The 23090-nt window shown below is 66.6% G+C and carries 24 protein-coding genes and 1 tRNA gene; 10 read left to right on the top strand and 15 right to left on the bottom strand.

Annotated elements, in window-relative coordinates; all coding sequences use genetic code 11:
* Positions 1-35: 35 nt before the first annotated feature.
* From J7E25_RS04600 to J7E25_RS04590, 3 genes are all read right to left on the bottom strand, one after another.
* On the bottom strand, positions 36-1472 hold the full coding sequence (locus J7E25_RS04600; protein ID WP_214868407.1) for an HD domain-containing protein: 1437 nt from the start codon (positions 1470-1472) through the stop codon (positions 36-38).
* Between the two features lie 26 nt (positions 1473-1498).
* On the bottom strand, positions 1499-1684 hold the full coding sequence (locus tag J7E25_RS04595) for a hypothetical protein (protein ID WP_214868405.1): 186 nt from the start codon (positions 1682-1684) through the stop codon (positions 1499-1501).
* A gap of 170 nt (positions 1685-1854) precedes the next feature.
* Entirely contained in the window at positions 1855-2496 is a 642-nt protein-coding gene (locus tag J7E25_RS04590) for a LysE family translocator (RefSeq protein ID WP_214868403.1), read from the bottom strand.
* Between the two features lie 139 nt (positions 2497-2635).
* On the opposite strand from J7E25_RS04590, the gene J7E25_RS04585 reads away from it, so the two are divergent.
* Entirely contained in the window at positions 2636-3496 is an 861-nt protein-coding gene (locus J7E25_RS04585) for a LysR family transcriptional regulator (RefSeq protein ID WP_214868400.1), read from the top strand.
* 57 nt (positions 3497-3553) lie between these two features.
* On the opposite strand, the gene J7E25_RS04580 is transcribed toward J7E25_RS04585, so the two are convergent.
* Positions 3554-4375, bottom strand: a complete 822-nt coding sequence (locus J7E25_RS04580; RefSeq protein ID WP_214868398.1) for an alpha/beta fold hydrolase — start codon at positions 4373-4375, stop codon at positions 3554-3556.
* Between the two features lie 337 nt (positions 4376-4712).
* Positions 4713-5972: a serine hydrolase gene (locus J7E25_RS04575; RefSeq protein WP_214868396.1), complete on the bottom strand. Its 1260-nt coding sequence runs from the start codon at positions 5970-5972 to the stop codon at positions 4713-4715.
* A 392-nt stretch (positions 5973-6364) separates the two neighbouring features.
* Here J7E25_RS04575 and J7E25_RS04570 point away from each other — a divergent pair, with 392 nt between their 5' ends.
* Entirely contained in the window at positions 6365-6874 is a 510-nt protein-coding gene (locus tag J7E25_RS04570; RefSeq protein WP_214868394.1) for an isoprenylcysteine carboxylmethyltransferase family protein, read from the top strand.
* A gap of 764 nt (positions 6875-7638) precedes the next feature.
* Here J7E25_RS04570 and J7E25_RS04565 read toward each other — a convergent pair.
* The 4 genes from J7E25_RS04565 to J7E25_RS04550 all read right to left on the bottom strand — a co-directional run bounded on the left by J7E25_RS04565 (position 7639) and on the right by J7E25_RS04550 (position 11935).
* A complete protein-coding gene (locus tag J7E25_RS04565) occupies positions 7639-8433 on the bottom strand; it encodes a carbohydrate ABC transporter permease (RefSeq protein ID WP_251038806.1) in 795 nt (264 codons plus the stop codon).
* A gap of 50 nt (positions 8434-8483) precedes the next feature.
* Positions 8484-9452, bottom strand: a complete 969-nt coding sequence (locus J7E25_RS04560; RefSeq protein WP_308164365.1) for a sugar ABC transporter permease — start codon at positions 9450-9452, stop codon at positions 8484-8486.
* A gap of 75 nt (positions 9453-9527) precedes the next feature.
* The gene (locus J7E25_RS04555) at positions 9528-10850 is read right to left on the bottom strand and encodes an extracellular solute-binding protein (protein WP_215009492.1); all 1323 of its coding nucleotides are present in this window, start codon (positions 10848-10850) and stop codon (positions 9528-9530) included.
* A complete protein-coding gene (locus tag J7E25_RS04550) occupies positions 10847-11935 on the bottom strand; it encodes a glycoside hydrolase family 68 protein (RefSeq protein ID WP_214868390.1) in 1089 nt (362 codons plus the stop codon). Before J7E25_RS04550 ends, J7E25_RS04555 begins: the two co-directional genes overlap by 4 nt.
* A 183-nt stretch (positions 11936-12118) precedes the next feature.
* On the opposite strand from J7E25_RS04550, the gene J7E25_RS04545 reads away from it, so the two are divergent.
* Together J7E25_RS04545 and J7E25_RS04540 are read left to right on the top strand one after the other, a co-directional pair.
* The gene (locus J7E25_RS04545; RefSeq protein ID WP_214868388.1) at positions 12119-13198 is read left to right on the top strand and encodes a LacI family DNA-binding transcriptional regulator; all 1080 of its coding nucleotides are present in this window, start codon (positions 12119-12121) and stop codon (positions 13196-13198) included.
* 55 nt (positions 13199-13253) lie between these two features.
* Complete coding sequence (locus J7E25_RS04540) at positions 13254-13925, top strand: hypothetical protein (protein ID WP_214868386.1); 672 nt, start codon at positions 13254-13256, stop codon at positions 13923-13925.
* On the opposite strand, the gene J7E25_RS04535 is transcribed toward J7E25_RS04540, so the two are convergent.
* Positions 13891-13964 (bottom strand) — tRNA-Pro (locus tag J7E25_RS04535). The genes J7E25_RS04540 and J7E25_RS04535 overlap by 35 nt on opposite strands.
* Before the next feature lie 136 nt (positions 13965-14100).
* On the opposite strand from J7E25_RS04535, the gene J7E25_RS04530 reads away from it, so the two are divergent.
* On the top strand, positions 14101-15855 hold the full coding sequence (locus J7E25_RS04530; protein WP_214868384.1) for a pyruvate dehydrogenase: 1755 nt from the start codon (positions 14101-14103) through the stop codon (positions 15853-15855).
* 140 nt (positions 15856-15995) lie between these two features.
* Positions 15996-16487 carry a hypothetical protein gene (locus J7E25_RS04525; protein WP_214868382.1) on the top strand — a complete coding sequence of 164 codons (492 nt, stop codon included), beginning with the start codon at positions 15996-15998 and terminating at the stop codon, positions 16485-16487.
* Between the two features lie 61 nt (positions 16488-16548).
* Here the strand turns inward: J7E25_RS04525 and J7E25_RS18145 are convergent, their stop codons facing one another.
* Positions 16549-16680, bottom strand: coding sequence for a hypothetical protein (locus tag J7E25_RS18145; protein WP_285289798.1), 132 nt, complete (start codon positions 16678-16680; stop codon positions 16549-16551).
* Here J7E25_RS18145 and J7E25_RS04520 point away from each other — a divergent pair.
* Together J7E25_RS04520 and J7E25_RS04515 are read left to right on the top strand one after the other, a co-directional pair.
* Positions 16679-17599, top strand: coding sequence for an oxygenase MpaB family protein (locus J7E25_RS04520; RefSeq protein ID WP_214868380.1), 921 nt, complete (start codon positions 16679-16681; stop codon positions 17597-17599). The two genes, J7E25_RS18145 and J7E25_RS04520, sit on opposite strands and share 2 nt — an antisense overlap.
* A 14-nt stretch (positions 17600-17613) precedes the next feature.
* Positions 17614-18057, top strand: coding sequence for a nitroreductase/quinone reductase family protein (locus J7E25_RS04515; RefSeq protein WP_214868378.1), 444 nt, complete (start codon positions 17614-17616; stop codon positions 18055-18057).
* Between the two features lie 33 nt (positions 18058-18090).
* Here the strand turns inward: J7E25_RS04515 and J7E25_RS04510 are convergent, their stop codons facing one another.
* A complete protein-coding gene (locus J7E25_RS04510; protein WP_214868376.1) occupies positions 18091-19011 on the bottom strand; it encodes an aminoglycoside phosphotransferase family protein in 921 nt (306 codons plus the stop codon).
* A 56-nt stretch (positions 19012-19067) separates the two neighbouring features.
* A complete protein-coding gene (locus J7E25_RS04505; protein WP_214868374.1) occupies positions 19068-20024 on the bottom strand; it encodes a CHAD domain-containing protein in 957 nt (318 codons plus the stop codon).
* A gap of 117 nt (positions 20025-20141) precedes the next feature.
* Here J7E25_RS04505 and J7E25_RS04500 point away from each other — a divergent pair, with 117 nt between their 5' ends.
* Positions 20142-20768, top strand: coding sequence for a GNAT family N-acetyltransferase (locus tag J7E25_RS04500; protein WP_214868372.1), 627 nt, complete (start codon positions 20142-20144; stop codon positions 20766-20768).
* A gap of 91 nt (positions 20769-20859) precedes the next feature.
* Here J7E25_RS04500 and J7E25_RS04495 read toward each other — a convergent pair whose 3' ends face one another.
* Together J7E25_RS04495 and J7E25_RS04490 are read right to left on the bottom strand one after the other, a co-directional pair.
* A complete protein-coding gene (locus tag J7E25_RS04495) occupies positions 20860-21906 on the bottom strand; it encodes an HTTM domain-containing protein (protein ID WP_214868370.1) in 1047 nt (348 codons plus the stop codon).
* On the bottom strand, positions 21903-22709 hold the full coding sequence (locus tag J7E25_RS04490) for a DUF5819 family protein (protein WP_214868368.1): 807 nt from the start codon (positions 22707-22709) through the stop codon (positions 21903-21905). The genes J7E25_RS04495 and J7E25_RS04490 overlap by 4 nt, the downstream gene beginning before the upstream one ends.
* Before the next feature lie 161 nt (positions 22710-22870).
* Here J7E25_RS04490 and J7E25_RS04485 point away from each other — a divergent pair.
* Positions 22871-23090, top strand: a 220-nt coding sequence (locus J7E25_RS04485; RefSeq protein ID WP_214868366.1) for a hypothetical protein, incomplete at its 3' end; no start/stop codon positions are given.

Genomic DNA, 23090 nt, shown 5'->3' with positions numbered 1-23090 from the left:
CGGCACCGCGGCACGTGCCGGTGAAGGCTCCTGGATCACCCTCCGAGCTTCAGCCGCTCAGCAGCCCAAGCCACGGCCCCCGCTTCGTCGTCGAAGACACCATCGTCCTGCGCCTCGAGCGATTCGCGGATGAGCTCGCCGAACCGCGGCCCTGGCTCGAGGCCGAGCGCGACCAGGTGCTCGCCGCGAAGCAGCGGCTTCGCCGGCACCTGCCCGGTTTCGCCCGCGAGCGTCTCCCACCGGCGAGCATCGAATGGTTGGAACCCGGCTCCGCGCCCGCCGACGTCTGCCGAGACGACGGAGATCCAATCCTGGAGCGTGGCCGGATGCAACCGTCGCATGAGTCGACGTACCGCAGCACGTGTGGGCTTGTCGATGGTGTGTGCCATGTGCTCGCGGACGATCGGGAGCACGCGGTCGCGAACGGAAGCCGGCGCGCCGATCCGTTTCAGGAACGATTCGGCCGGCGCCACCCCGGCCTCCGCGTGGCCTCGTGAGGTGATCCGCTCGTCCGGCTCGAGCACGGTGCATTCAGCTTTCCCGAGATCGTGCACGAGTGCACCGAGCACGACCACGTCCCGCTCAGCCCCGGTGATGCCGCGGCTGCTGCAGATCTCCGCCGCGGCAGCTGCGGCGAGCGCGGTGTGCGCCCATACTGTTCCCTCTGGATGCCACGACGGATCCTGCGGGGTGTCGTGAACGGCCTCCAGCTCGGGGAACAACGTCGTCCACCCGGTGTCGTCGAGCGCTTGGAGCGCCGCCGGCCAGTCCGTTGCCGTCCGGGCAAGTCGGCGCCACTCTGCCCAGACTCGATCGGCTGGCAGGGACTCCCAGGCGTCGCGAAGCGACTGTGCGATGACGGCGGTGTCGGGGTGGAACCGGAATCCGTGCGTCCCCGCGAACCGCACGCCTCTGAGCACCCGCAAGGGGTCGATGCTGAGGCTCTCCCGTGTCGTGTGACGCAGCACGCCTTCTTCCAGATCGACGGCTCCCGCCCATGGGTCGATGAGCATTTCGGTGACCGGCGACCATGCGAGTGCGTTCAGGGTGAAGTCGCGTCGTCCGAATCGAGCCGCCGCATCCAAGTCGGGATCGACGACGGAGAGCTCGAACTCCATTCCGTCCACGGCCACCACTATGAGCTCGTAGCTGGCGCCGCGTGTGCCGACATACCCGACATCCGTCAACGCTGTTCGAAGCCGATCACGGCTCTTGGGCGCAATCTCGAAGTCGACATCCGTGGGTTCTCGCCCGAGGAGTCGGTCTCGAACCGCACCGCCGACGACAACGAGCTCGTCGCCGACTGAGCGGACCGCCTCGACGATCACAAGAGCTTCCGACGAGAGATCGATGAGCCCCGGTGCCGCGCACCGGTGATCGACGCGTCGCGCTCGATCCCGGCCGCAATTCGGGCAGCGGAGCAGCTCGGATGCGCCCGGCAACTCCGGTCCGCGATCTTGGCTGTCGCTCACCTTGCCGATGATATGCGCGGCATCTACTACTCCTTGCCTCGCGTCTCACCCGCGAAGTCGGGGTATCCGGCGAACCTTTCACGCCCTGTCGGCGTCGGGTCGTACCGGACGAGTTCATTGGCGCGCTCGAGCGTCGGCGCGGAAGCCATCAAGACCTGCTTTGCGGGGTCGACGTCCCACTTGATGACGAGGTAGACGTCGCCACGCTTCACGTCCCTGAATCTGCGGATGATCGCTTTGGGATGGGATGGATCATTGCGGATGCAGAGCCAGGTATCGGCGTCGTAACGGATGGGTTTGCGGTCCAATGGTGCTCCTTGCTGATTCGAACATACATTCGAACGAAGCTTGGCGCTACCGACCGCACCTCTCGCATCGGGCTCTACTCGGTCGCGACGCGTGCAGCGAAGAAGACGAAGATCGTGCCGGTCACGCCGGCCATCGCGCGGCGCACACGCGGACGGCTCAGCCACGATCTCGCCATACCGGCGAGGCTTCCGATCACGAGGAACCAGATGATCGCCTCGGTCGCCTGGATGGCGCTGAAGAGCATCGTCATGCCGAACGCCGAGGTGCCCGGCGGGATGAACTGTGGGAGGAAGGCGACGAAGAATACGCCGAGCTTCGGGTTGAGCATGGCCGTGAGCAGCGCTTGCCGGAATCCCCACGGGAGCCTGAGACGTCGCTTCACGTCGACCTCGTCGTGCGCGGCAGCACCGTTCCGCCGTCGCCTCAGGGCAGCCCGAAGTGAGGTGAATCCGAGCCAGAGCAGGTAGGCGGCGCACGCGAACTTGAAGACCGTGTACACCTCGGCGGATGCCCGCAGCATTGCGGCAAGGCCAAGGCCGGCGGCGGTGCCCCACATGAGCAGACCTACGCCGATTCCGAGTGCTGCCCGCACGGCGGCGGCACGGCCGGCGTTGATCGCGGTCACCAGCACGATCGCGGTGTCCGGTCCGGGAAGCATGGTGAGCAGGGCGGCTGCGATCGCGTACGCCCCGATGGCTTCCGGAATGCCGTTCATCGCCGCGATTCGGGGTCGGCCAGCCCCGATCGGGCCGGTGTCGGCAGAAGCTGTGTCGTTTCCATGCCCTCAGGATGGCCCGGCTAACTCATCACGTCTAATGCTTGTTTGCGCTCCTATCCATAGATACGGTTGATGAATGCTCGACCTCAGCCGGCTGCGTGTGCTCGCTGCAGTAGCTCGCTACGGATCCGTCACGGCCGCGGCCCGCGAGTTGCATTACTCGCAGCCCTCGGTGAGCCACCACATCGCCAGGTTGGAAGCGGAGACCGGGGCACAGCTGTTCCAGCGGGTCGGGCGCGGCATCCGGCTGACAGAGGCAGGCAGGATGCTCGCAGATCGTGCCGCTGAGATCCTCGGGCGCATGGATTCTGCGGCCGCAGAGCTCGACGCGCATGTCGGGTTGAGCGCCGGACGCGTACGCGTCGCGACGTACGGGACGGCCCTCGTCGCGCTCCTGCCGCAAGTGTCGGCTGTGTTCGCGACGCAGTATCCGGGCCTCCGGCTCGAGATCATCGACACCCACCCGCCGGAGGCCATCGCGATGTTGCGCGCGGGCGAGGTCGACGCCGCCATCATCTTCCGGTACGACGAGACCGAACCCGATCCGGAAGGGGTCCGGCTCCACCACCTGCGCGACGACCCCACCTACCTGCTCACCCTGGACCGCCGGGGCGGAGTGGCCCAACACCGTGATGAACGCTGGGTCGGTGGGTGTGATCGCTGCCGAGCGCATCTGGTCGAGGTATGCGCTCGCGAGGGATTCGAGCCGCAGATCGCCTACTCGACCGACGACATGGTCGCCATCCAGGCGCTCGTGGCGGCGGGCATGGGCGTCGCCACCATTCCAGGGCTCGCGCTGCAGGCGCATCGCCACCCAGACCTCAACGCCTACGAGATCCCCGGGGCCGAACGACACGTGTATGTCGCGACGTACGGAGATCCGCCCGACCCGCCGCCCACCGCGGCGCTGCTCGATGTGCTGATGTCGCTGCCCTGACGTCCCATCCGACAGAAACGCATGTGCTCGGAGGGGACGCCCTCTTGGCGCCGGGCGTCAGGGTGATTCGCCGCGTATCCGGTTCAACGTGAGCAGGATGGCCTGGGTGACCAGGTCCGGCTCGCGGGCCTGAACGAGGTGGTCGCTGCCCTCCGCCAGGATGTGAGGTGTTCCGGGCACCATGGCCGCCAGGCTCGACTGGCCGCCTTGCCATACTCGCTCGAGATCGTCAGAGGTGAAACCCTCCATGTCGGGGGGCAGGGCGAACGGTTCGGTCTTGCTGATCACGACGACCGGCAGGTCTTCGCGAAGCGCCGGGGCGGCCTGAGCGAGTTGGACGCTCGAGGTGATGTCCCATCGCTCGAAGGCGGGGTCCGACGCCAGCGGCTCGGTTCCACCGTTCAGAACTCGTTCGTAGGCGCTCCACTGTTCGCCGAATAACGTTGGTATCGCCGCGGAGAACGCATCGACGAGCACGAGCCCGGCAACCTCGTCAGCGCGAGTTTGCGCGAAGTAGGTCTGAAGGAAACCACCGAACGAGTGCCCCACCAGCAGGTAGGGTGGCTTCAACTCGGCCACATCAATCAGTGCGTCGAGGTCGTTCGCGGCATCATCAATCGTGCGAGGCATCGTCACCGGTGAACTGCGCTCGGTCAAACTCGGTTCGTCAGCCACGAGGATCGTTCCAGGCCGGTCGTAGCGACACACTCGGGTCACGGTGGCCAACGCGGTGAACACATCCGGCCCGACAGCCGGCGGCACGAGCGCGAGCGTGACCCAAGAATCGCTGGAATCGTGGATGCCGGACTCGAGGATCACCGTGGGCGTCCCTTCCCCCCGGCACTCCAGCCAGATCGTCCGACCGGGTGCAATGGTCACCGACTCCCCTAGCGCCCCAGCGGACTCGGACGTTGCGGACGGGATGACGGATGCTGAACCAGCCGAATCCGGAGGCGATGCGGTGCACGCGGTCGACCCGAGGACCGCCACCAGGCAAGCAGCCGTGAACAGAATGCGTGCGCTACGAGCTGAAGGATTCCCCATTCGCTAAGTATGAGACCACCGACCCGCCGTTGCGCGAGAACCACGATCGTTCCTGTCACGATCGAGGATCGCTCATCAAGGCAACTTGTTCTTCAAAGTCTCGAGCAGCATGCGGAACGTCATCCTCGGTCACTTCGTAGTCGGCCATCGTGGCGTAGTACTGGGCGGCGGCTCACAGGTGCGGAACGAGGCTCTGAAACTGTAGCTCGGGAGGAATCACCTTCGGGGTGAACGGATGCCCGGCGACGGCGGCGAGTGCTGAGAAGTACTCCTCGATCACGTATACGCGAGGCGGGGTACCGGTTCCATCGAGGCCGGTGGCTTCGACGACGATCGTGGTATCGGTGTCGGAGTTGTACCGCAGCATGGTGTTGTAGCCCGAGATGTTGCCGTCGTGGCCGATCCATTGGTCGGTGCACATGATGGCCTGGCCGTAGAACCGAGCGAGGCCGAGGTTCGTCGTGCCCAGAGCGGCCAGACGCTCCTTCTGCACAGGTGCCGACAACACTCCCTGGCCGGTCGCGAGCACACGACCCCAGGTGAGCAGGTCGTCGGCGCGGCTGATCATCGCCCCGGACGCACCGGCTGCCGACGGGTGCCATTCGGAAGCATCCACCCACGTGGTGTCCTGGGATGGACCGGGCACGAGTGTGTATCCGTTGAGGTGGGGGCCCGGCATCGTCGCGTCGCTCGGGTAGGTCGTCCCGTCCAAGTGCAGCGGGTCGATGATCCGCGTCTGCAGCGCCTCTGCCAGCGGCATGCCGGTGACTCGTTCGATCACGAGGCCGAGCAACACGAAGTTGGTGTTCGAGTACTCCATGTCGCTGCCGGGCGCGAACGACGTCGGCATCCTCCAGGCATGGGCGAGCAGGTCCTGCGGGGCCCAGGTTGCGGTGGGGTTGCTCTCGAAGGCATCCCACCATGCCGGGTTGTCGGAATAGTTGGGCAGACCGCTCGTCATCGTCACCAGCTCACGAAGCGTGATGTGCGACCCGTTGGGAACGTTCGGCACGTAGTCGTCGATGGCATCGTCGAGGGAGACCTTGCCCTCATCGGCGAGCTGCAGCAGCGCGGTGCCCACGAATGACTTCGCCACCGACGCGACCCGCTGGTACATGTCGGTCGTCGCCGGAACCTCGGCGGCCAGATCCGCCGCACCGTAGGCCTTGGCCCAGGTCCCCTCCGGGCTTCGCACCGCGACGACGGCCGCAGGCGCGAAGGCGCGGACCTGCTCGAAGACCTCAGCGGCGGCAGCGTCGTATCGATCGGCGAGGTCGTCGGACATCGCGTCGTCTGACTGGGTGTCCTTCCGCGCCACGATCTCATCGATGTTCGGCGCGCATGCTGCCGCCGAGCCGTCGACCGGCGTCACACTCGCGCTCGGAGCCGTGGTGGGCGGCGACACCGCGAACATGCCAGTGCAGGCCGACAACGCGCCCATGGTCACGATGGCTAGCAGGATGGCTTCCGATCGTCGCCGAACGCTCGAAGTTCCGGTGCGCGCGGTGAATCGAGTCGTTCGGGCTGTGTTCACGGGAGCACCCCAATGCGGCCAGCGGATGGACAACCGGCGTGGGATGAATCGGCCCGGGTCTCACCGAGGGCGAGGTCAGGCTCGCCGTGCCCTCGTGTCGAGCATAGGTGTGCCTGGCCCAAACGACGAGGACCGGGACAAATCGCTGGTCGGTGGCGAGGACTACCCCTCGACGCCCGGGTCGCCGCCGTCAAGGCAGCCATCGGTGGAGTTGCTGAATCCATATGCGCCGTGCCCGGGGTGTTTACGCCTCCTCGCGCGGTCGGAGGAATCGGGCTAGCCTGACGCGCATGGCCAAGGCAGCCTCGCCCGCACGGGCGTGGATCGGGACGATCGTCTTCCTCCTCCTCGCGCCCGGCGTCGTCGCCGGCTTCATCCCATGGCTCATCTCCGGCTGGCGGTGGTACGACTGGGGCGGCGCGGCCTGGGTCGTCGTCCCGATCGCCTGGATCGCGATCGCTGTCGGGGCGGCGTTCCTCCTGCACGCCTTCGCGCTGTTCGCCCTGCATGGTGGAACGCCCGCTCCGGTCGCTCCGACCGAGACGCTGGTCGTGACGGGGGTCTACCGCTTCGTGCGCAATCCGATGTATCTCGCGGTACTCACGATCATCCTCGGCCAGGCGCTCCTGTTCGGCAGCTGGTGGCTCGTGCTCTACGCCGTGATCGCCCTCGCCGCAGTCGTCGCGTTCGTGAAGGGCTACGAGGAGCCGACCCTCACCGACACTTACGGCGAGCAGTACCTCGACTACCGGCGCAACGTTCCGGGGTGGTGGCCACGGCTCACGCCGTGGCGCGCGTGAGGCCAAGGAGACGCAGGCATAGCCAGCCGTGCCGCGCACGTGCGGGCGCGGCTACGGCAACCGAGTTTTCGAGGAGCGGATCAAGATCGCATGAGTAGGACGCCGCAGCCTTCAGTTCCGTCCCTACTCCCCCGGAATCGCGCGGAACGACAGCTCGCTGCAGCGTGATCCCGAACATTTCGGCTGACACCGGTTGGCCCCGATCTTGGTGCCTCACCACGAGACAGACGCCGGCGCGAGACGCCAAAAGTCCCGGCAAATCTCGCGATTTGCCGGGACTTTCTTCGTCGGGCTGACAGGATTTGAACCTGCGACCCCTTGGAGGAATCCGCACGTTTACGGTCCTCACCGGACGTCTCCGGAACTCGCGGATTCCCCTGTATTTACAGGGAACCGGGCGGTTCGCTGCATCCGATTCTACCCGGTCAGTTCCGGTCACTCACGGATGATTGAGATGGGAAAGCGATGGGAAGGCGACCAACACACCGACTCCGTTGGACGAGTTCTCCTCGAGCTGCTCGCAGGCCCTTCCTCTACGACCAGCCATGTGCCCTGACATTCGGTTTGAACCGTCCTGTAAGTCTCGAAGTGGCCGGCCTGGGGCTGGCCACTTCGAGACTTACAGCCGAATCAAAGTCCCTCGCCGAGCACGCCGCGGTGAATCACTCGAGACCAATCTGTTCAGCCGGTCAATCGGTCTGGCGGTGAAGTGAGTCGCGTGCCCGCCCGGTGCAGATGCAGGCCCCGAGGGAGCTCCCCCGTGCTCAGCCCTTGACGGCAGAACCGGCGACGGACTGCACGAAGTAGCGCTGGAAGATCAGGAACACCAACAGTACCGGCAGCACGAGCAGCGTCCCGAAGGCGAATACCTGCCCCCAGTCCGGCGGAACCTGCGCGGAGAACACACCCATCTCGAGCGGCAACGGCCGGACCGACGGATCGGAGGTGACCAGCGACGGCCATAGGAACTGGCCCCACGAGCTGAGGAAGGTGAGGATCGCGACGGTGGCGAACACCGGCTTGGAGTTGGGCACCACGATCCGCACGAACGTCCCCCACGACCCGAGCCCATCCAAGCGAGCGGCTTCTTCCATGCTCTTTGGCAAGTTCAGGAAGAACGTATAGAAGAGGAACACCGAGAACGCGTTCGCGACGAAGGGGATCATCTGCACCAGCAGCGTGTCGCGCTGCCCTTGCATGAGCGCCATCAGCGGGATCGCCACCGACTCGAACGGGACGATGACCAGCAGCACGATCAGGATGAACACCTTGTCGCGACCGACCCACTCCAGTCGAGCGAATGCATAGCCGGCCATCGAGTTCACGATCAGCCCGGCCACCACGATGACCGTCGAGATGGCGAAGGAATTGATCATGAACTGCCAGAAGTACCCCGTGGCATCCGAGCTCAGTGCGGCGAACACGCCGACGTAGTTGTCGAACGACAGGTTGACCGGCAGGAACCCCGCGAAGCCATCGAGGACCTGTGCCGACGGCTTCAGGCTGCCGATGAGCAGGTAATAGATCGGGGCGAACATGATGACGGCGGCGACGACCATGATGGAGTATTCGCGAACTGCGGCGCCGGTGCGGCGCGTATTTGCGGTGCTCATCCCTCGCTCCTCTGACGCAGGATCCGACGTTGGATCAGGGTGATGACGACGATGATCAGGAACAGCACCACCGAGATCGCGGACGCTCGCCCGAGGTTGTTCTCGCTGTAGATCGCCTGCGTCGCGGTATAGAGGAGCGTCTGCGTGGCTTCCTCGTTGGCGCCCGCGGTGCGGATCAGAATGAAGACCTGGTCGTAGACGCGGAACGCGAGGATCGTCGTGAGCAGCACGACGAAGATGAGCGTGTTCCGGATGCCGGGAACAGTGATGTTCACGAACTGCTGCCATCCGTTCGCCCGGTCCAGACGCGCGGCCTCGTACCGCTCCTCCGGAATCTCCTGCAGCGCGGCCAGGAGGATCACCATCTGGAACCCGACGCCCTGCCAAATCGACAGCAGGATGACCGAGCCGAGGGCGGTGGCCGAAGCTCCCAGCCAGTCCTGCGCCGGCATGAGCCCGCCGGTGAGGAAGGACACCGACGAGTTGAGCAGGCCGTCGGGGCTGCGATCGAGGATGAGTCGCCAGATCACCGCGACCAGCGCCATGGGAAACACCACAGGCATGAAGAAGAACGTGCGGAAGAACTTCACGCCGCGGAGCTTGCGGTTCAGCAGCACCGCGAGCATCAGCGCGAGGCCGGTCTGCACCGGGATGACGACGACCGCGAAGACGAAGTTGTTCACCAGCGATCGGATGAAGGTACCCGACACGACGGGGTCGGTGAACAGCCGGATGTAGTGGGTGAGACCCCAGAATTTCGGGGGCCTGGGCTGGTCCACCTGCACGTTGTAGAGCGACAGGACGATGGCGGCGATGAAGGGGACCGCCACGAAGGCGATGAGACCGAGCAGAGCGGGCAGAGACATGAGCACGCCGTCACGTGTGTCTCGCCACCGGCGGCGGGGTTTGCGTGCGACGACATCGAGGTCGAGCGGGCGCATCGGCGTTGATACGGGAGAAACCACGACGAGATCCTTTCGAGAGGTGCGTTCGGGGGCGGGTGGCGTGGGCGCCGCTGGAGCACCCACGCCCCCACGGGTTTACTTGAATCCGTCGTTGTCGGCGAAGTTCTGGTCGATCGCGGTGACGGCATCGGTCAGAGACTCCTGCGCAGCGGCACCGCCCCAGATCGCTGCGAGCGCGCCCGAGAACTTCGAGGTGATCGTCGGATAGCCGGCCGTGATCGGGCGGTAGACCGCGATGCAGTCCGCCGTGATCGCGTCGGATGCGCACGCGCTGGCGAGCTGCTCGCCCCACAGAGCCAAGCCGCCGCCGTCCTGATAGAGCGCGTCAGCCTCGAACGCGGACGTCGTCGCCGGCGGCGCGCCATTGGCCTGCGTCATTGCGGTCACGTTCTCGTCGTTCAGGAGGTAGTCCAGGAAGGCACCGGCGGCCTTGCCGTTCTCGGTGCCGGATCCGATTCCCCACGTCCAGGAACCGGCGCCCGCCTTGGCGCCCTCGCCCATGTTCGGCAGGGGCATCGCGACCAGGTCGTCGCCCAAAGCCTCTGAGAAGGTCGGGTAGTTCCAGTGCCCGCCCCACGCGACGGCGACGCGACCCTCGACGAACGCGTTGCCGTCGGCGTTGGGGTCGGTGTACTCCTTCCAGGAGGCGAACGCGGTCAGTGCCTCCACGCTCGCATCCGAGTCGAGCACCCCGGCGGAGGTTCCGTCGAGCATCAGGTTGCCGCCGGCCGACTGCACGAGCGGCGCGAAACCGTACGTGCCCCACTCGCCGGACAGTCCGGATTCGTTCAGGTCCAGTGCCTTGCCGGAGGCGTTCGCCGCTGACAAGGTCTCGAGGGCCGCGGCGAACTCGTCCGGCGTCCAGGCGGTGTCGAACGACGTCGGGTAGGTGACGCCCGCGGCATCCAGCAGAGCCTTGTTCCCGTACAGTCCCATGGCGGAGTCGAACATCGCCAGCGCGTAGAGCTCGTCGTTGGATGTGCCCTCCGCGATCGAGCCCGGTGTGGCGTTGTCGATCGTCGCCGATGAGACGTAGTCGCTGATCGCGGTGATCTTGTCGTTGTAGACGAAGCTGGCCAGTGTGGGTCCGTCGATCTCGAGCACGTCCGGAAGCTGGTCTTTCGGAGTGCTGGTGATCGTCGTGGTGTAGGTGTCGCCGGAGATCAGCCGCAGCTTCGCGGTGATGTCCTCCTGTGACGCGTTGAAGCCATCGACCGCTGCCTGCAGGGCGGCGTTCTCGCTGTCCTGCCCTTGGTGGGCCCAGACCTCGATCTCTCCGGAGCCGTCCCCAGCGCTGGAGCCGCCTCCACCCGCAGAACATGCGGTTGCGGTGGCCACGGTGGCGATGATCGCGACCGCGAGCAGCGCGCCGCGACGCGCTGTGCGTGTGGTTGTCATGATTCTCCTTCTCTCTTGTATCCGTCTTTGGATACGTGTGGTGCAGGTTGTGCGTGACGCTGCTCACCGGTGCGCACCTGCGGCGTCCGGGATGTCTGGAGTTGCGGCTGCGAGTGACCACCGGAATCTGCGAGTACTGGCTGACCGTCGGCGTCCAGCGTGAAAGCGACGGGATCGGCGATACCGCCGACGAAGGGGCTGCCCGCGCTGGTGTTCTGGAATGCGAGGAACTCCCAGCTGCCGTCCCGCTCCTGCACCACGCGGCCCGAATAGCGGGACTCGGCCGTGAGGGGGCGGGCATAGCTCAGGTCGATCGGCCGGGTCGGATCGTCGATCGTGACCACCCACGTGCCGGCATCCGGAAAGGCGGCGGTGTAGTCGGCGGTCATCGCACTCCCGATGCAGGAGAACAGGAGCACCCATCGACCGTCGATCTCTGCGACTTGCGGGACCTCGAGATGCGCGAAACCGGAGCCGGGCTGCGTCAGCGGAGGACGCACCTCCCACGTTTCGAGGTCGGCGGAGAACGCGTGGCCGAGAACACCGCGATCATCGACGGCGCCGTGATTGGCCCGGGCGGTGACGAGCATGTGCCACCCCGCTCCGGACGGGTCCCGGAACACCCACGGGTCCCGCCAGGCCTCTTCCTTCCAGGTCGACGTTCCCCAGGTCTCGTACCACCGCCCATCGGCGCTGGTCACCGGCCCGGGTCGTTTGACCCACGTGTGCAGGTCGGCCGATACTGCGACGCCGATGGCCTCGATGTTGGCGACAGCCGGCTCGGGCTCGAGGAAGCGAGATCCGGTGTAGAACATCCGCCACAGCCCGTCGTCGCCGCGGACGATGCTTCCCGTCCAGGTGGCCGTCTCATCGAAGTCGCCGCGAGAACCCACGTCGATCGGTCGCTCGGGCAGAACATCCCACTCGGTCAGATCCAAAGAGACGGCGTGGCCTATCCGGGCTGCGCGATGCCGACGTTCCTCGGAGCCCAGCGACGTCGGCGCATGCAGGAAGAAGGCATGAAAGCGGTCACCGTCATCAGCGAGCCAGAAGTCCCAGACCCACGTCGCTTCCACCGTCAGCATGACCGACGCGCCTCGCTCACGGCTTCGTCCGAGTGGATCTCGACACTGCGCACTGCTTCCCTCTCCATTGAACGATCGGCTGCTAAACCGCTTGACCTAGGAAGTTATGCGATTTAGCATCAGTTGTCAAGCGGTTTAGCAAATGGCAGTACGCTGGAGTCCAGGTACAGATGGAGCGCGCGGATGACCCAACGACGAGTGACCATGGCGGATGTGGCGCGCCTCGCTGGTGTGTCGACTACCGCCGTGTCGCTCGTTCTGAACAATCGCCAGGGCACTCGGATCTCTGACGACGTCGCATCCCGAGTCCGGGCAGCCGCGCAGGAACTCGGCTATCGACCGAATCTGACGGCGCGTGCGCTGAGCACTCAGAAGTCGCATGTCATCGGATTCATCTCCGAGCAGGTGACCACCGACCGACTGGCGAGCGGACTCATCCGCGGCGCCCTGCAGGAGGCGAAGCGTCACAACCACGTGCTGTTCATCGCCGAGACGGAGGGTGAATCGCATGCGGTGGACGAGGCAGTCGATGCCCTGACGGACCGTCAGGTCGACGGGATCATCTATGCCGCCACGCGCCCCCAAACACTCCGAGTTCCCGCGCGCGTCGGCAGCACTCCGGTGGTCATGCTCAATGCCGTCTCTGACGACGTGGCCGATAATGTTCTGGCCGATGAGTTCGCCGGCGCCAAAGACATCGTCGATCTCCTACTCGAGTCCGGACACACCGACGGGGTTGTGATCGTCGGGCGGTCGATGGATCAGCCGGATGACGAGTGGCTCAGTATCGCTGTACGCCGCCGACTCGCCGGGATCTGGGATTCGCTCAGCGCCCACGGTGTGCGCCCCGTCGCGCAAATTCCCTGCCAGCCTTGGTCGGTCCGAAGCGGATACGAGGCCGTGCGAGATCTACTGTTGGCGGGCGTCCAACCGCACGCGCTGATCTGCATGAACGACCGACTCGCGTTCGGTGCCTATCGAGCACTGTCGGAGGTGCACCTCACGCCCGGTCGCGACGTCTCGGTAGTGTCCTTCGACGACGACGACATCGCCGTCTACCTCCACCCCATGCTCACCACCGCGGCCGCACCATTCGAAGACATGGGAGCACTCGCGGTCCGGATACTCCTCGACAACAACCACCGACCGGGCGAGCATTTGGTCCCGATGCCATTACGCGTCCGAGACTCCGTGCATCTCAACCGGGCGACGGAAGCCGAGTTCACAGCCATGCGCAACCCCGAGCCCGACTGGACTCGCTAGACCGACGCTTCCGTAGCGGCCACGTCATCGACGACCGCCCCGCGACCCTCACCGAGTGGCGCATCACGACCGGGACCCCGAGGTCGCCGACAAGGTCCACGACCTCCTCGGCGGCGACGCGCCCGCCGAGTGGCCCGCAAAGGGCGAGGACAACCTCGAGGTCTTCACCGCCTCGTCCTCGGTCGAGGTCATCCTCTCGGGCGCCGACTCCATCCGCCAGCGCATGGTCCTCTGGGGCCGCTCGGGCAAGCCCATCTACACCTCGGACGGGTTCACCAAGGACGACGGCACCCCGGACCCGGACGCCGAACTCTCGTTCCAAGAGCGCAAGCAGCGCGGCAAGGACGGCATCGGCCCCGTCCCGGACATCAACATCACGTTCCGCCTCGCGGAGGAGCCCGACCTCGGCATCTTCCGGTTCAAGACCGGCGCGTGGTCGATGGCTCAGGACCTCGTCCGCGAGGGCACGCTCGACCGCCTCGCCGCCATCGACGGCCCGACCAAAGGCCACCCTCATCCTCGAGGAGGTCTCGTTCGTCGCCAAGAACGGCCCCATGAAAGGCAAGACGGTCAACTACACCAAGCCCGTCATAAGGCTCGTTGGCGTACGCGTTGGCGTACAGGCCGTGTAAACGAGTCAGAGGCCGCTTCCGAAATACTCGGAAACGGCCTCTGGCCTGCTATTTCTCCAGTCGGGCTGACAGGATTTGAACCTGCGACCCCTTGACCCCCAGTCAAGTGCGCTACCAAGCTGCGCCACAGCCCGATGCCATCCGATTTCTCGGAAGACAACTTGACCATCATAGCGGCATCCGTGGCAGCGCTCATGCACCCGTAGCCCCTCGACCATGAACAATCGAAGAGCAAGACTGGAGCAAACGCACCGCACGGAGGGGAACAACGTGGCGCACACGATCGCCGACCAGCTCGTGGCCCAGCTCATCGATGCCGGGGTTCGTCGCATCTACGGCATCGTCGGGGACTCGCTGAATCCGATCGTCGATGCGGTTCGGCGCAGTGGCGGGTCGAAGGAGGGCGGCATCGACTGGATCCACGTGCGGCACGAGGAATCCGCCGCGTTCATGGCTGCCGCCGACGCGCAGCTCACGGGCAGGCTCGCGGTCTGCGCAGGCACCGCCGGACCCGGCAACCTGCACCTCATCAACGGCCTGTACGACGCACACCGTTCGGGAGCGCCGGTACTCGCGATCGCTGCCCATATCCAGAGCACTGAGATCGGGTCGGGCTACTTCCAGGAGACGCACCCCGAGCGGCTGTTCGTCGAGTGCTCCAACTACTGCGAGCAGATCGCCACGGCGGCACAGTCGCCCAGGGTGGTGAACTCAGCGCTCCGGCACGCGCTCACCGGGTCCGGCGTGGCGGTGATCGTGCTCCCCGGCGATGTCGGCGAGCTCGAGGCATCCGCTTCCTTCCCGGCTCTGGTCACGACCGGGCCGGCGACGCTCGTGCCCGACGAAGCCGACGTCCGCGCTCTCGCCACGGCGATCGACGATGCGGACACCGTGGCGATCTTCGCCGGAGCCGGGGTCGAGGGCGCTCACGACGACGTCATCGCATTCGCCGAACTCGTGAAAGCACCGATCGGGCACTCGCTGCGCGGCAAGCAGTGGATCCAGTACGACAACCCGTTCGACGTCGGCATGACCGGCCTCATCGGCTATGGCGCCGCGCACGCGGGCATCCACGACGCCGACCTGCTGCTCCTCATCGGCACCGACTTCCCCTACGAACAGTTCCTGCCCGATGCCGACAAGGTCGTGATCGCCCAGATCGACGCGGATGCCACGCACCTCGGCCGCCGCGCGAGCGTCGCGCATCCCGTGCACGGCGACGTGCGCGCCACGCTCGCTCGCCTCACTGCGCTCGTGACGCCGAAGACGAGCCGCACCTTCCTCGACCGCACGCTGCAGAAGCACGAGAAGCTCCTCGAGACCGTCACTGACACCTACACGGATGTCGCGACCGTGACGCCGATCCATCCCGAGTTCGCCATCACCCTCATCGATGAAGCGGCCGCCGAGGACGCGATCTTCACCGCCGACACCGGCATGGGAACGGTGTGGCAGGCGCGCTACATCACGCCCACGGCCGATCGCCGCATCATCGGGTCGTTCCTGCACGGCACGATGGCGAACGCACTCCCCCATGCGCTCGGCGCGCAGGTCGCCTACCCCGGCCGCCAAGTGATCGCGATCGCCGGCGACGGCGGGCTCTCGATGCTGCTCGGCGAACTCATCACGGCGGTGATGTACGAGCTGCCCGTCAAGGTGTTCGTGTTCAACAACTCGACGCTGGGAATGGTGAAGCTCGAGATGCTCGTCGACGGCTTCCCGTCGTTCGGCGTCGACGTGCCGGCCGTTGACTACGGCGGCATCGCGAGGGCGATGGGCTTCCACGCCGAACGGGTCGAGGATCCGAAGAGACTGGCGGATGCCGTCGCCGCCGCCTTCGCGCACGACGGCCCCGCTCTCGTCGACATCGTCACCGACCCTCGCGCCCTCTCGTTGCCGCCGGCGATCACGGGCGAGCAGGTGAAGGGCTTCGCCCTCGCGATGTCGAAGACCGTGCTGCATGGAGGCGCGGCCGAGGCCATGAAGATGGCGCGGTCGAACATCCGGCATCTACCGGGAATCTGATGAGACGGCTCGTGCGGCGGACGCATCGGAAACACCAACCCGATCCATAGCTTTCGGCCATAGGCTCGCCGAGGCCGATGTCGGCCGTACGCCAACCGATCCGCGCAGTACGCGCCGGACCGATCTCCTGGAGGAACCTTTTGTCGAACGCCACCACGCGACGCCCCGCCCTGAACATCCCGCTCCTCGTGCTGTGGGTCGCCGCCGTCGCGGTCGCCGGGCTCGGGTACTGGCTGCTGCAGAGCGGAAACGCCGCCCAGGCCGACTTCTACAACGAGCAGGGCGACGACTACCTGCAGTACCTCAACCTGCAGACCCAGAGCACGATCGGCGGGTTGTTGCTGACCGCCGGTATCCTCGGCGTTTTCATCGCGCTCGCAACGCACGCGCGCAATCGTGCGGCGGTCGTCGTGGCCGCGAACGCGGTGGCGATCGATGACGTGCAGGACCTGCACGACACCGACGACACCGACGACATCGACGAGCCCGCGGCCGTCGAGGTCGCGCAGCCCGCGAAGGTCGAGACCGCAGAAGCCGAAGCGGCCGACGCCGACGCCGACGCCGTCGACGTCGCCACCGACGAGAAGACTGTCGCGCCGAGCACAGCCGACAACGGGCCTATCCGGCCGTAGCCACCGCGGCAGCCGCGCCGGTCGCCGACTCTGAGGAGTCGTGGCGACCGGCGCGCTGTCGTCAGAGGTGCTTTCGCACCTCGTCCATGAACGCCCGCGGGTCGTCGACCCAGATCCGCGCGCCGGTGAGCTGGCCGCCTCTGCGCCGCCGCTTCCACGCGGCATTCAGCCAGATGTGGTCTACTCCGGCCATGAGCTCGGTTCGGGATCGATGGCGATCGCACCTGCTGCAGACCCTCTCGGGCACCGACGACGGGCGCCCACCATGGGTGGACGAGCTCGAGCAGGGCGACGACGCCGGCTACTTCGGCCCGGGCTCGGCTGCATGGGCGGTGCACGGCGGCATGGCCACGATGGTGGCAGGCATCCGTGCCCTGCTCGTGCAGGCGATGCATCCGGGCGCCCTCGCGGGCATCCACGACTGGTCGCGCTACGAAGAGGATCCCCTCGGCAGGCTCACGGGCACGATCCGCTGGCTCGTCACCGTGACGTTCGGCGATCGCGCCACCGCCGAGCGTGCGTCGGCGCGCGTGCGAGGCCTGCACCGGCGCGTGCAGGGCGAGTACACGGATGCGCGAGGCATTCGTCGCCCCTATCGCGCGAGCGATCCCGAACTCATCGAATGGGTGCACCTGGCCTTCACCGACGCGTTCCTCACCTGCCACGAACTCTGGGAGGGACCGATCCCGGGCGGTGCCGACGCGTACGTGCGTGAGTGGTCGATCGCCGGCGAGCTCATCGGCGTCACGGATGCCCCGCGCACCGCCGCCGACCTCCGTGCACGCCTCGGCGCATTCGCCGACGCCGGCGTGCTGAAGCGCGACGAACGCGTCGACCAGACGGTGCGCTTCATCCGCAACCCGCCGTTGGCCCGGGGCATGCTCCCGGCCTATCGCATCATGTTCGCGGGCGCGGTGAACTCGCTCTCGACCGACCAACGACGACTGCTCGGGCTCTCGGCGGCGCCGTTCCCCGCGGTCGCTGCCACCGGCGCGGTGCTCCGATCTGTGCGCACGATGCTCGGCGACCGCTCGACGTCGGAGGAGGCGGCGCTCACGAGGATCGCGAGGATCGCGGCCGATGCCGAAGCTCGCGACGAGTCCGCCGCGTGATCAGGAGATTCCGGATGACTCGTCGTGGGAGGTTCGCCGATTTCTGGTTCCGTTCCGTATCTCGCGCCCACCGCCTGCTCCTGCGGCTGAGCCGCTGGCATGTCGGTGCCGGGATCGTCGGCATGCCCGTCGTGGAGCTCAGAACAACCGGCAGGCGCAGCGGCCGGCCCCGCGCCGTCGTCCTCTCCACCCCGCTCGTCGACGGCGAAAGGGTCGTGCTCGTGGCGTCGAAGGGCGGCGACGATCGCCATCCCGAGTGGTATCGCAACCTCGTGGCCGACCCGCTCGTCGAACTCACGGTGCACGGGTCGAAGCGGCCGATGCTCGCGAAGACTGCCGACGCCGAGGAGCGCGCCGAGCTGTGGCCCAAGGTCGTCGCCGCCTACAGCGGGTACGCGGTCTACCAACACCGCACGACCCGGGAGATCCCGCTCGTCATCTGCGAGCCGCGGTCGTGATCGGGCGGCCCCTTCAGGCTGGAACCGGGCGACTCACGCCCGCTCGATGGCGCGGAGCACGCTGGTGTACGCCTCGCGATCAGCGGCGCTTCCGGCGTCGGCGATCTGCGCCACCGTCGTCAGCATGGCCCAGGCCCGGACACGTTCGAGGTCAGCGCCGAGCCCGTCGGCCACGGCGTGCAGCAGCTCGGTGCCGCCAAGCGGGCAGTGGAACTGTTGTTTGAACAGGAAGTATCCGCCGTCGAAGGCGCGTTCGGCCAGCACCGGTTTGGGGTCGATCAGCAGCCAGGGCTCGCGCACGGCCGTGACGACATTGCTCAAGTGGTTGTCGCGGTTGGCGATCCCGATCTCGTCGGCATCGGCTAGCGCGTCGCACAGCTCCACGCCGAGCGCGAGTTCCTTCGCAACGTCAGGCGATTGCCCTGCGGCCGTGTCGAAGTGTTCGGCCCAGCCCTTGAGGAGATCGTCAGCGCTTGGGGGTTCGGGGTAGTCGGCGGCGGGGACCGGGGCGCGCCAGAGTCTGCGGAAGAGATCGCAGGCGATCGCGAACCGCTCCCGTACGGCGTGTCGTTCGCTCACGCCGGGGAATTCGTGGTCGAGCAGTGCCGTCCCGGGTCGGGCGCGTTCGAGGAGCATCGCGCCGGAGTCGGGGTCGTATTCGAGGAGGCGCACCGCACCGTCGCCGTCGTACGCGCGCAGGGCGGTCGGCTCGGCTCGGTTATCCGAGTCCCTCAGATCGATCTTGAGAACGGCCGGGGTGCCATCGGCCCGGTCGAGCGGCAGCACATAGGCGGTCGTGCCGCCGGCGAAGGGGGCTCCGGCGGGGTGCAGGTCCCAGGCCGCAGCTAGGCCGGTGACCGTGCCGGGGAGGGCGGCGACCCAGTCCCCGCCCCGGTCGCCGTGCCAGTCGAGGGCCCGTTGACGGACAGGTGCGGGGATCGGCGCGAAAGACATCGCACCAGTATCGGGGCGAACGCGGTTTCGAGCCAAGGTTTTTGCCCCGGAGATCATCAACGCGCCGCCCACTCCCCTTCGGCCCGGCGCAGGTCTCGTACCACGTCGTCGAGCCTTCCGAGCCGATCAGCGGCCCGCCGTTCGGCTGCCTCCGCGAGTCGATCGAACGCAACGATGGACTCCCCGTCGTGCGCGGCGTGCGCCGCCGAACGGCGCACGTGCTCGGCGAACAACACCTCGTCGCGATGGTCGCCGAGCAGGTCATGAAGCTGTTCGCCAGCAGTGGCGAGCGAGCGCACTCGCTCGTCGAACAGCACGACCGGCTCCTCGGTCACCGCCTCGGCGGCGTACCGCAGGCGCCGGCCGGCCTTCCTGACGGCGTGCAACCGCTCCTGGTCTGCTGATGGGGTGAGATGGGCGGCACGGCGCAGTGCGCGGCGAGCCTCCCGTTCGACGAGGTCGCCGAGCACGCCGGTGGCAGGCTCGGCGGCGAGCGGGGTGAGCGGCGGCGCCGCGAGGAACACGGCAACCTCCACGCGACGCGCTGCCGCACGCGGCATCCGCTGTCGTGCCGCGAATCGGGTGTGCGCGAGCCGATGAGCCGCGAGCTCGGATTCGATGAGCCGTGCCCGCACGGCCTCGATCGCGTCGGCCGCGAAGCCGGCCGCATCGAGTGATGCATCCGATGCCGCGGATGCCTCGCGCAACTCCCGCTCGGCGACCTGCGCTCGCACCTCGATGTCGCGGACGGTGCCGAGTTCCTTCCCGAACTGCCCGTACGTGCGGCGCAGTGCCCGGGCGGCCGACGCATCGAACAGCGGCGCGTAGGCGGCGACCACACTGCGAAGGCGGCGAACTTGCGTTCGCAGTTGGTGCACTGCGTCGGGCTCGTCGGCGATCGCGGCGGGTTCGAGCGCGTCGAGCCGTTCGCCGATCGCTCTGAGCGCGGTGACGACGGCGGTTCCGGCGTCGGGGAGTGTCACGCTCACCGCCGAGCGCGTCGGTGCGGCCATGACCACACGCTACGCCCGAGGCATCCGCTGAGCGCCGCCATTCTGCTCATATGTGAGGAACCGACAGTCACGCGACCGGGTCGACGGATGTCGGATGCCGCAGCTACCGTGGTCATCATGCAACACGTGGCAACCGACACCGCGACGACCGCCGGCTTCCGCATCATTCCCGCAAACGAGGCGCCGTTCGCCGATGTCGAAGCCGTCTTCGGCACCAAGGGCGACCCTGCGCACTGCTGGTGCCAGTGGTACAAGATCCCCGGCAGCGATTGGCGCTCGGTCGGCGACGGTCAGCTTCGCGGGCGGCTCGAGGCGCAACTGCATGAGGCCGGCGCCGGTCCGGGCCTCCTCGCCTACGACGGCGAGACCCCGGTGGGCTGGTGCGCGGTCGAACCCCGCTCGAACCTCGTGCGCCTCCCGCGCACCCGCATCGTCGCGGGCGGCACGCCGAACCCCGATTTCAGCGACGACTCGATCTGGTCGGTGTCGTGCTTCGTCGTGCCGCGCGCACACCGCAAGCGCGGCGTCGGGCAGGCGCTCGCCGTCGCGGCGGTCGAGTTCGCGGCCGCGAACGGCGCGCGCATCGTCGAGGGCTACGCCGTCGATCCCAGCGTGCGTGCCAAGGCACCGGCCAACGAGCTCTTCCCGGGCACCGTGTCGATGTTCGAGAATGCCGGGTTCACCGAGGTCGCCCGCCCGAAGCAGGATCGGGCGATCATGCAACTTGTCGTCGACGCTGAGTAACGGGGCTTGAACCCGCCATCTGCGGTCGGGATTGCGGATGCCGCCACGCGGGCCCACCCGCCACTGCGGCGTGTGCAATTCGATCGCCCGCCTACGCTTGAGATTCCTCGGTTCGGCTGACCGCCGGTTGCTGGCGCCTCGATGCGAAGGTCAAGCGCGCTGCGCGCTGTGCGTTGCCTGCCCAGGCGAAGGCGCGCTCCCACGAGGCGTCCCGCACGAAGACCAGATCAAGTGCGATCATCGCGATGGAGAACGGCCACAATCCGAGAAACAGACCGATGCCCAGATGCATTCCCATGATGATGATGAGAGCCGCATATCGAGTTGGCTTCCAAACCAGCAGCACCGGAAACAGCAACTGCGCCCAGATGGAGATCCAGGAGCCCAAGAGGACCAGCGGGGTCACCTGCCACGCGATATCGCTCAGGGCGGGGAAGACTCGGAAGACATCGAGATTGAATGCGTAGTACAGCGCGCTGCCTTCGAGCCATTCCTCACCCATGAGCTTGAAGATTCCGGAGTTCACATAGATCAACAGAACCTGGTACCCACACAGCACCACCGCCGTGTTGTGTGCCGCGGCGCTCACCCAACTCGGGATGCGTCGCGTGATGACGCTCGGGTAGATCGACGCGACTCCACGATGCCGACACCACCAAGCATCGAGAGACCAATGCCGGGAAAGGTTCGCGAAGACGCAAAACAAGAGCGTGATTCGCATGACGACGTCGCCGCCATTGGTGAGAAAGACGCTGTTGGTCGAGAGCCCCACCCAGAACACGAGCAGGAACGGCGTCACGATCCGCGTCCCGAACCCTGCAAGGAACAGCAGCGCCAGTGCGATCAAGATGCCGTAGTTGAGGTCGAAGACGAAGGGGTCCCCCTTGGGAAACACCGTTCGGAAGATCTCGGGATAGCCACGTCGATCGACGGCAGGATCCACCCACGTCGACCCTGCTCCCCACAGATAGTGACGATCCGGTGCGCTGGCAAGGAGGAACCACACGATCGCGATCCCGAACAGGATCCTCAGCGCCGACAGGCTGTACGTCGCTCGTTCAGCGCCGGTCGTCCACTCGACCAGGCGCATCGCGAGGGAGGACCGCAATGGGCGACGTGTCTGCACTACGTGCTTCACGATCCGTCTCCGTAGCGCGCAACGACGTCGTCGAAGGTGGCGAGCGCATCGGCGCGGATCCGATCGTCAGCTTGGCGCCAGCCGAACCGAGTGATGGACGGCTCATACTGTGCTGCATTCTGGAAACGCAGATCGAAGTCGTTCGGTCGCTCACGGTAGACCTCCCAGCGAATCCTCTCGATCTTCTTGTCGAACACCGCCGTGGCGAAATAGGTCGTGTATTCCTTGATCATGAAGTCGTAGCGCAGAAGGTCGATCACGTCGCCACGATTCTCGCCGATCGCCACCAACCGGTCGATGAGTTGTTGTGGCGGAATGCCGCGGTATCCGTCATCAACCCGCTCGATGAACGTGTCCTGCACCACAGCCCGCTGTTCGGTCGTGAGCTCGCGGAACCGGGTGAGGTATGACCCGAGCGCGTTCCATGACAGCTTTTGGATGCGGGAGGGCAGGGCATTGCCCGGGACCGCGGCGAATTCCACCGCAGTGACGTTCCTCCACTCGCTCTTCACGAGCCGGCCCTCGTCATCTCGCCATTGGGCTTGAATTCGGAGCTGGGGATTCGACTTGGCAATGTTGGGCGCGAACACGTTCCACTTCTGCGCGAAGTACGGACTCGCCCCTTGTGTCACACCCGCGAACGCGGTCTTGACCGGGTTCGGCGGTGAGACGAACAGCAGGGTGACGAAGACGTAGGCGACCACGACCAGGAACGACACAACAGTGGCCACGACTCGGCCACGACCGCTCCTGACCATGGACGTCCTTGTCTGTCTATCCCACCGTGCGGCGGGAACGCGCATGGCCCCACCGCTCCACGCGGTAAGGCCATACGCCCTTACGGATCTCAGCTCTCAGCGCGACGCTGTCGCACCACGAGCATGGCAGTTCCAGCCAACAGAAGTACCGCGCCCACGGGTGCCACCCACAGGGTACCGGGGCCACCGGTCGCGGGAAGCGTGCGATGCCTGACCGGGGTGACGGACGGCCCGCCGGCGTCAGCGTCCGCAGCAACGTCGGCGTCCACGTCCACGTCAGCATCCACGTCCGCATCCACGTCCACGTCCACGTCAGCATCCACGTCCGCATCGACGTCCACGTCCGCATCCGCATCCGCATCCGCATCCGCATCCGCATCCGCATCAGCATCAGCATCAGCAGCAGCATCAGCATCCGCATCCGCA

It is taken from the genome of Agromyces sp. ISL-38 (genome assembly GCF_018613935.1).
Taxonomy (GTDB): Bacteria; Actinomycetota; Actinomycetes; order Actinomycetales; family Microbacteriaceae; genus Agromyces.
Note: the sequence above shows the minus strand (reverse complement) of the source record. Positions and strands in the feature narration are given on the sequence as shown.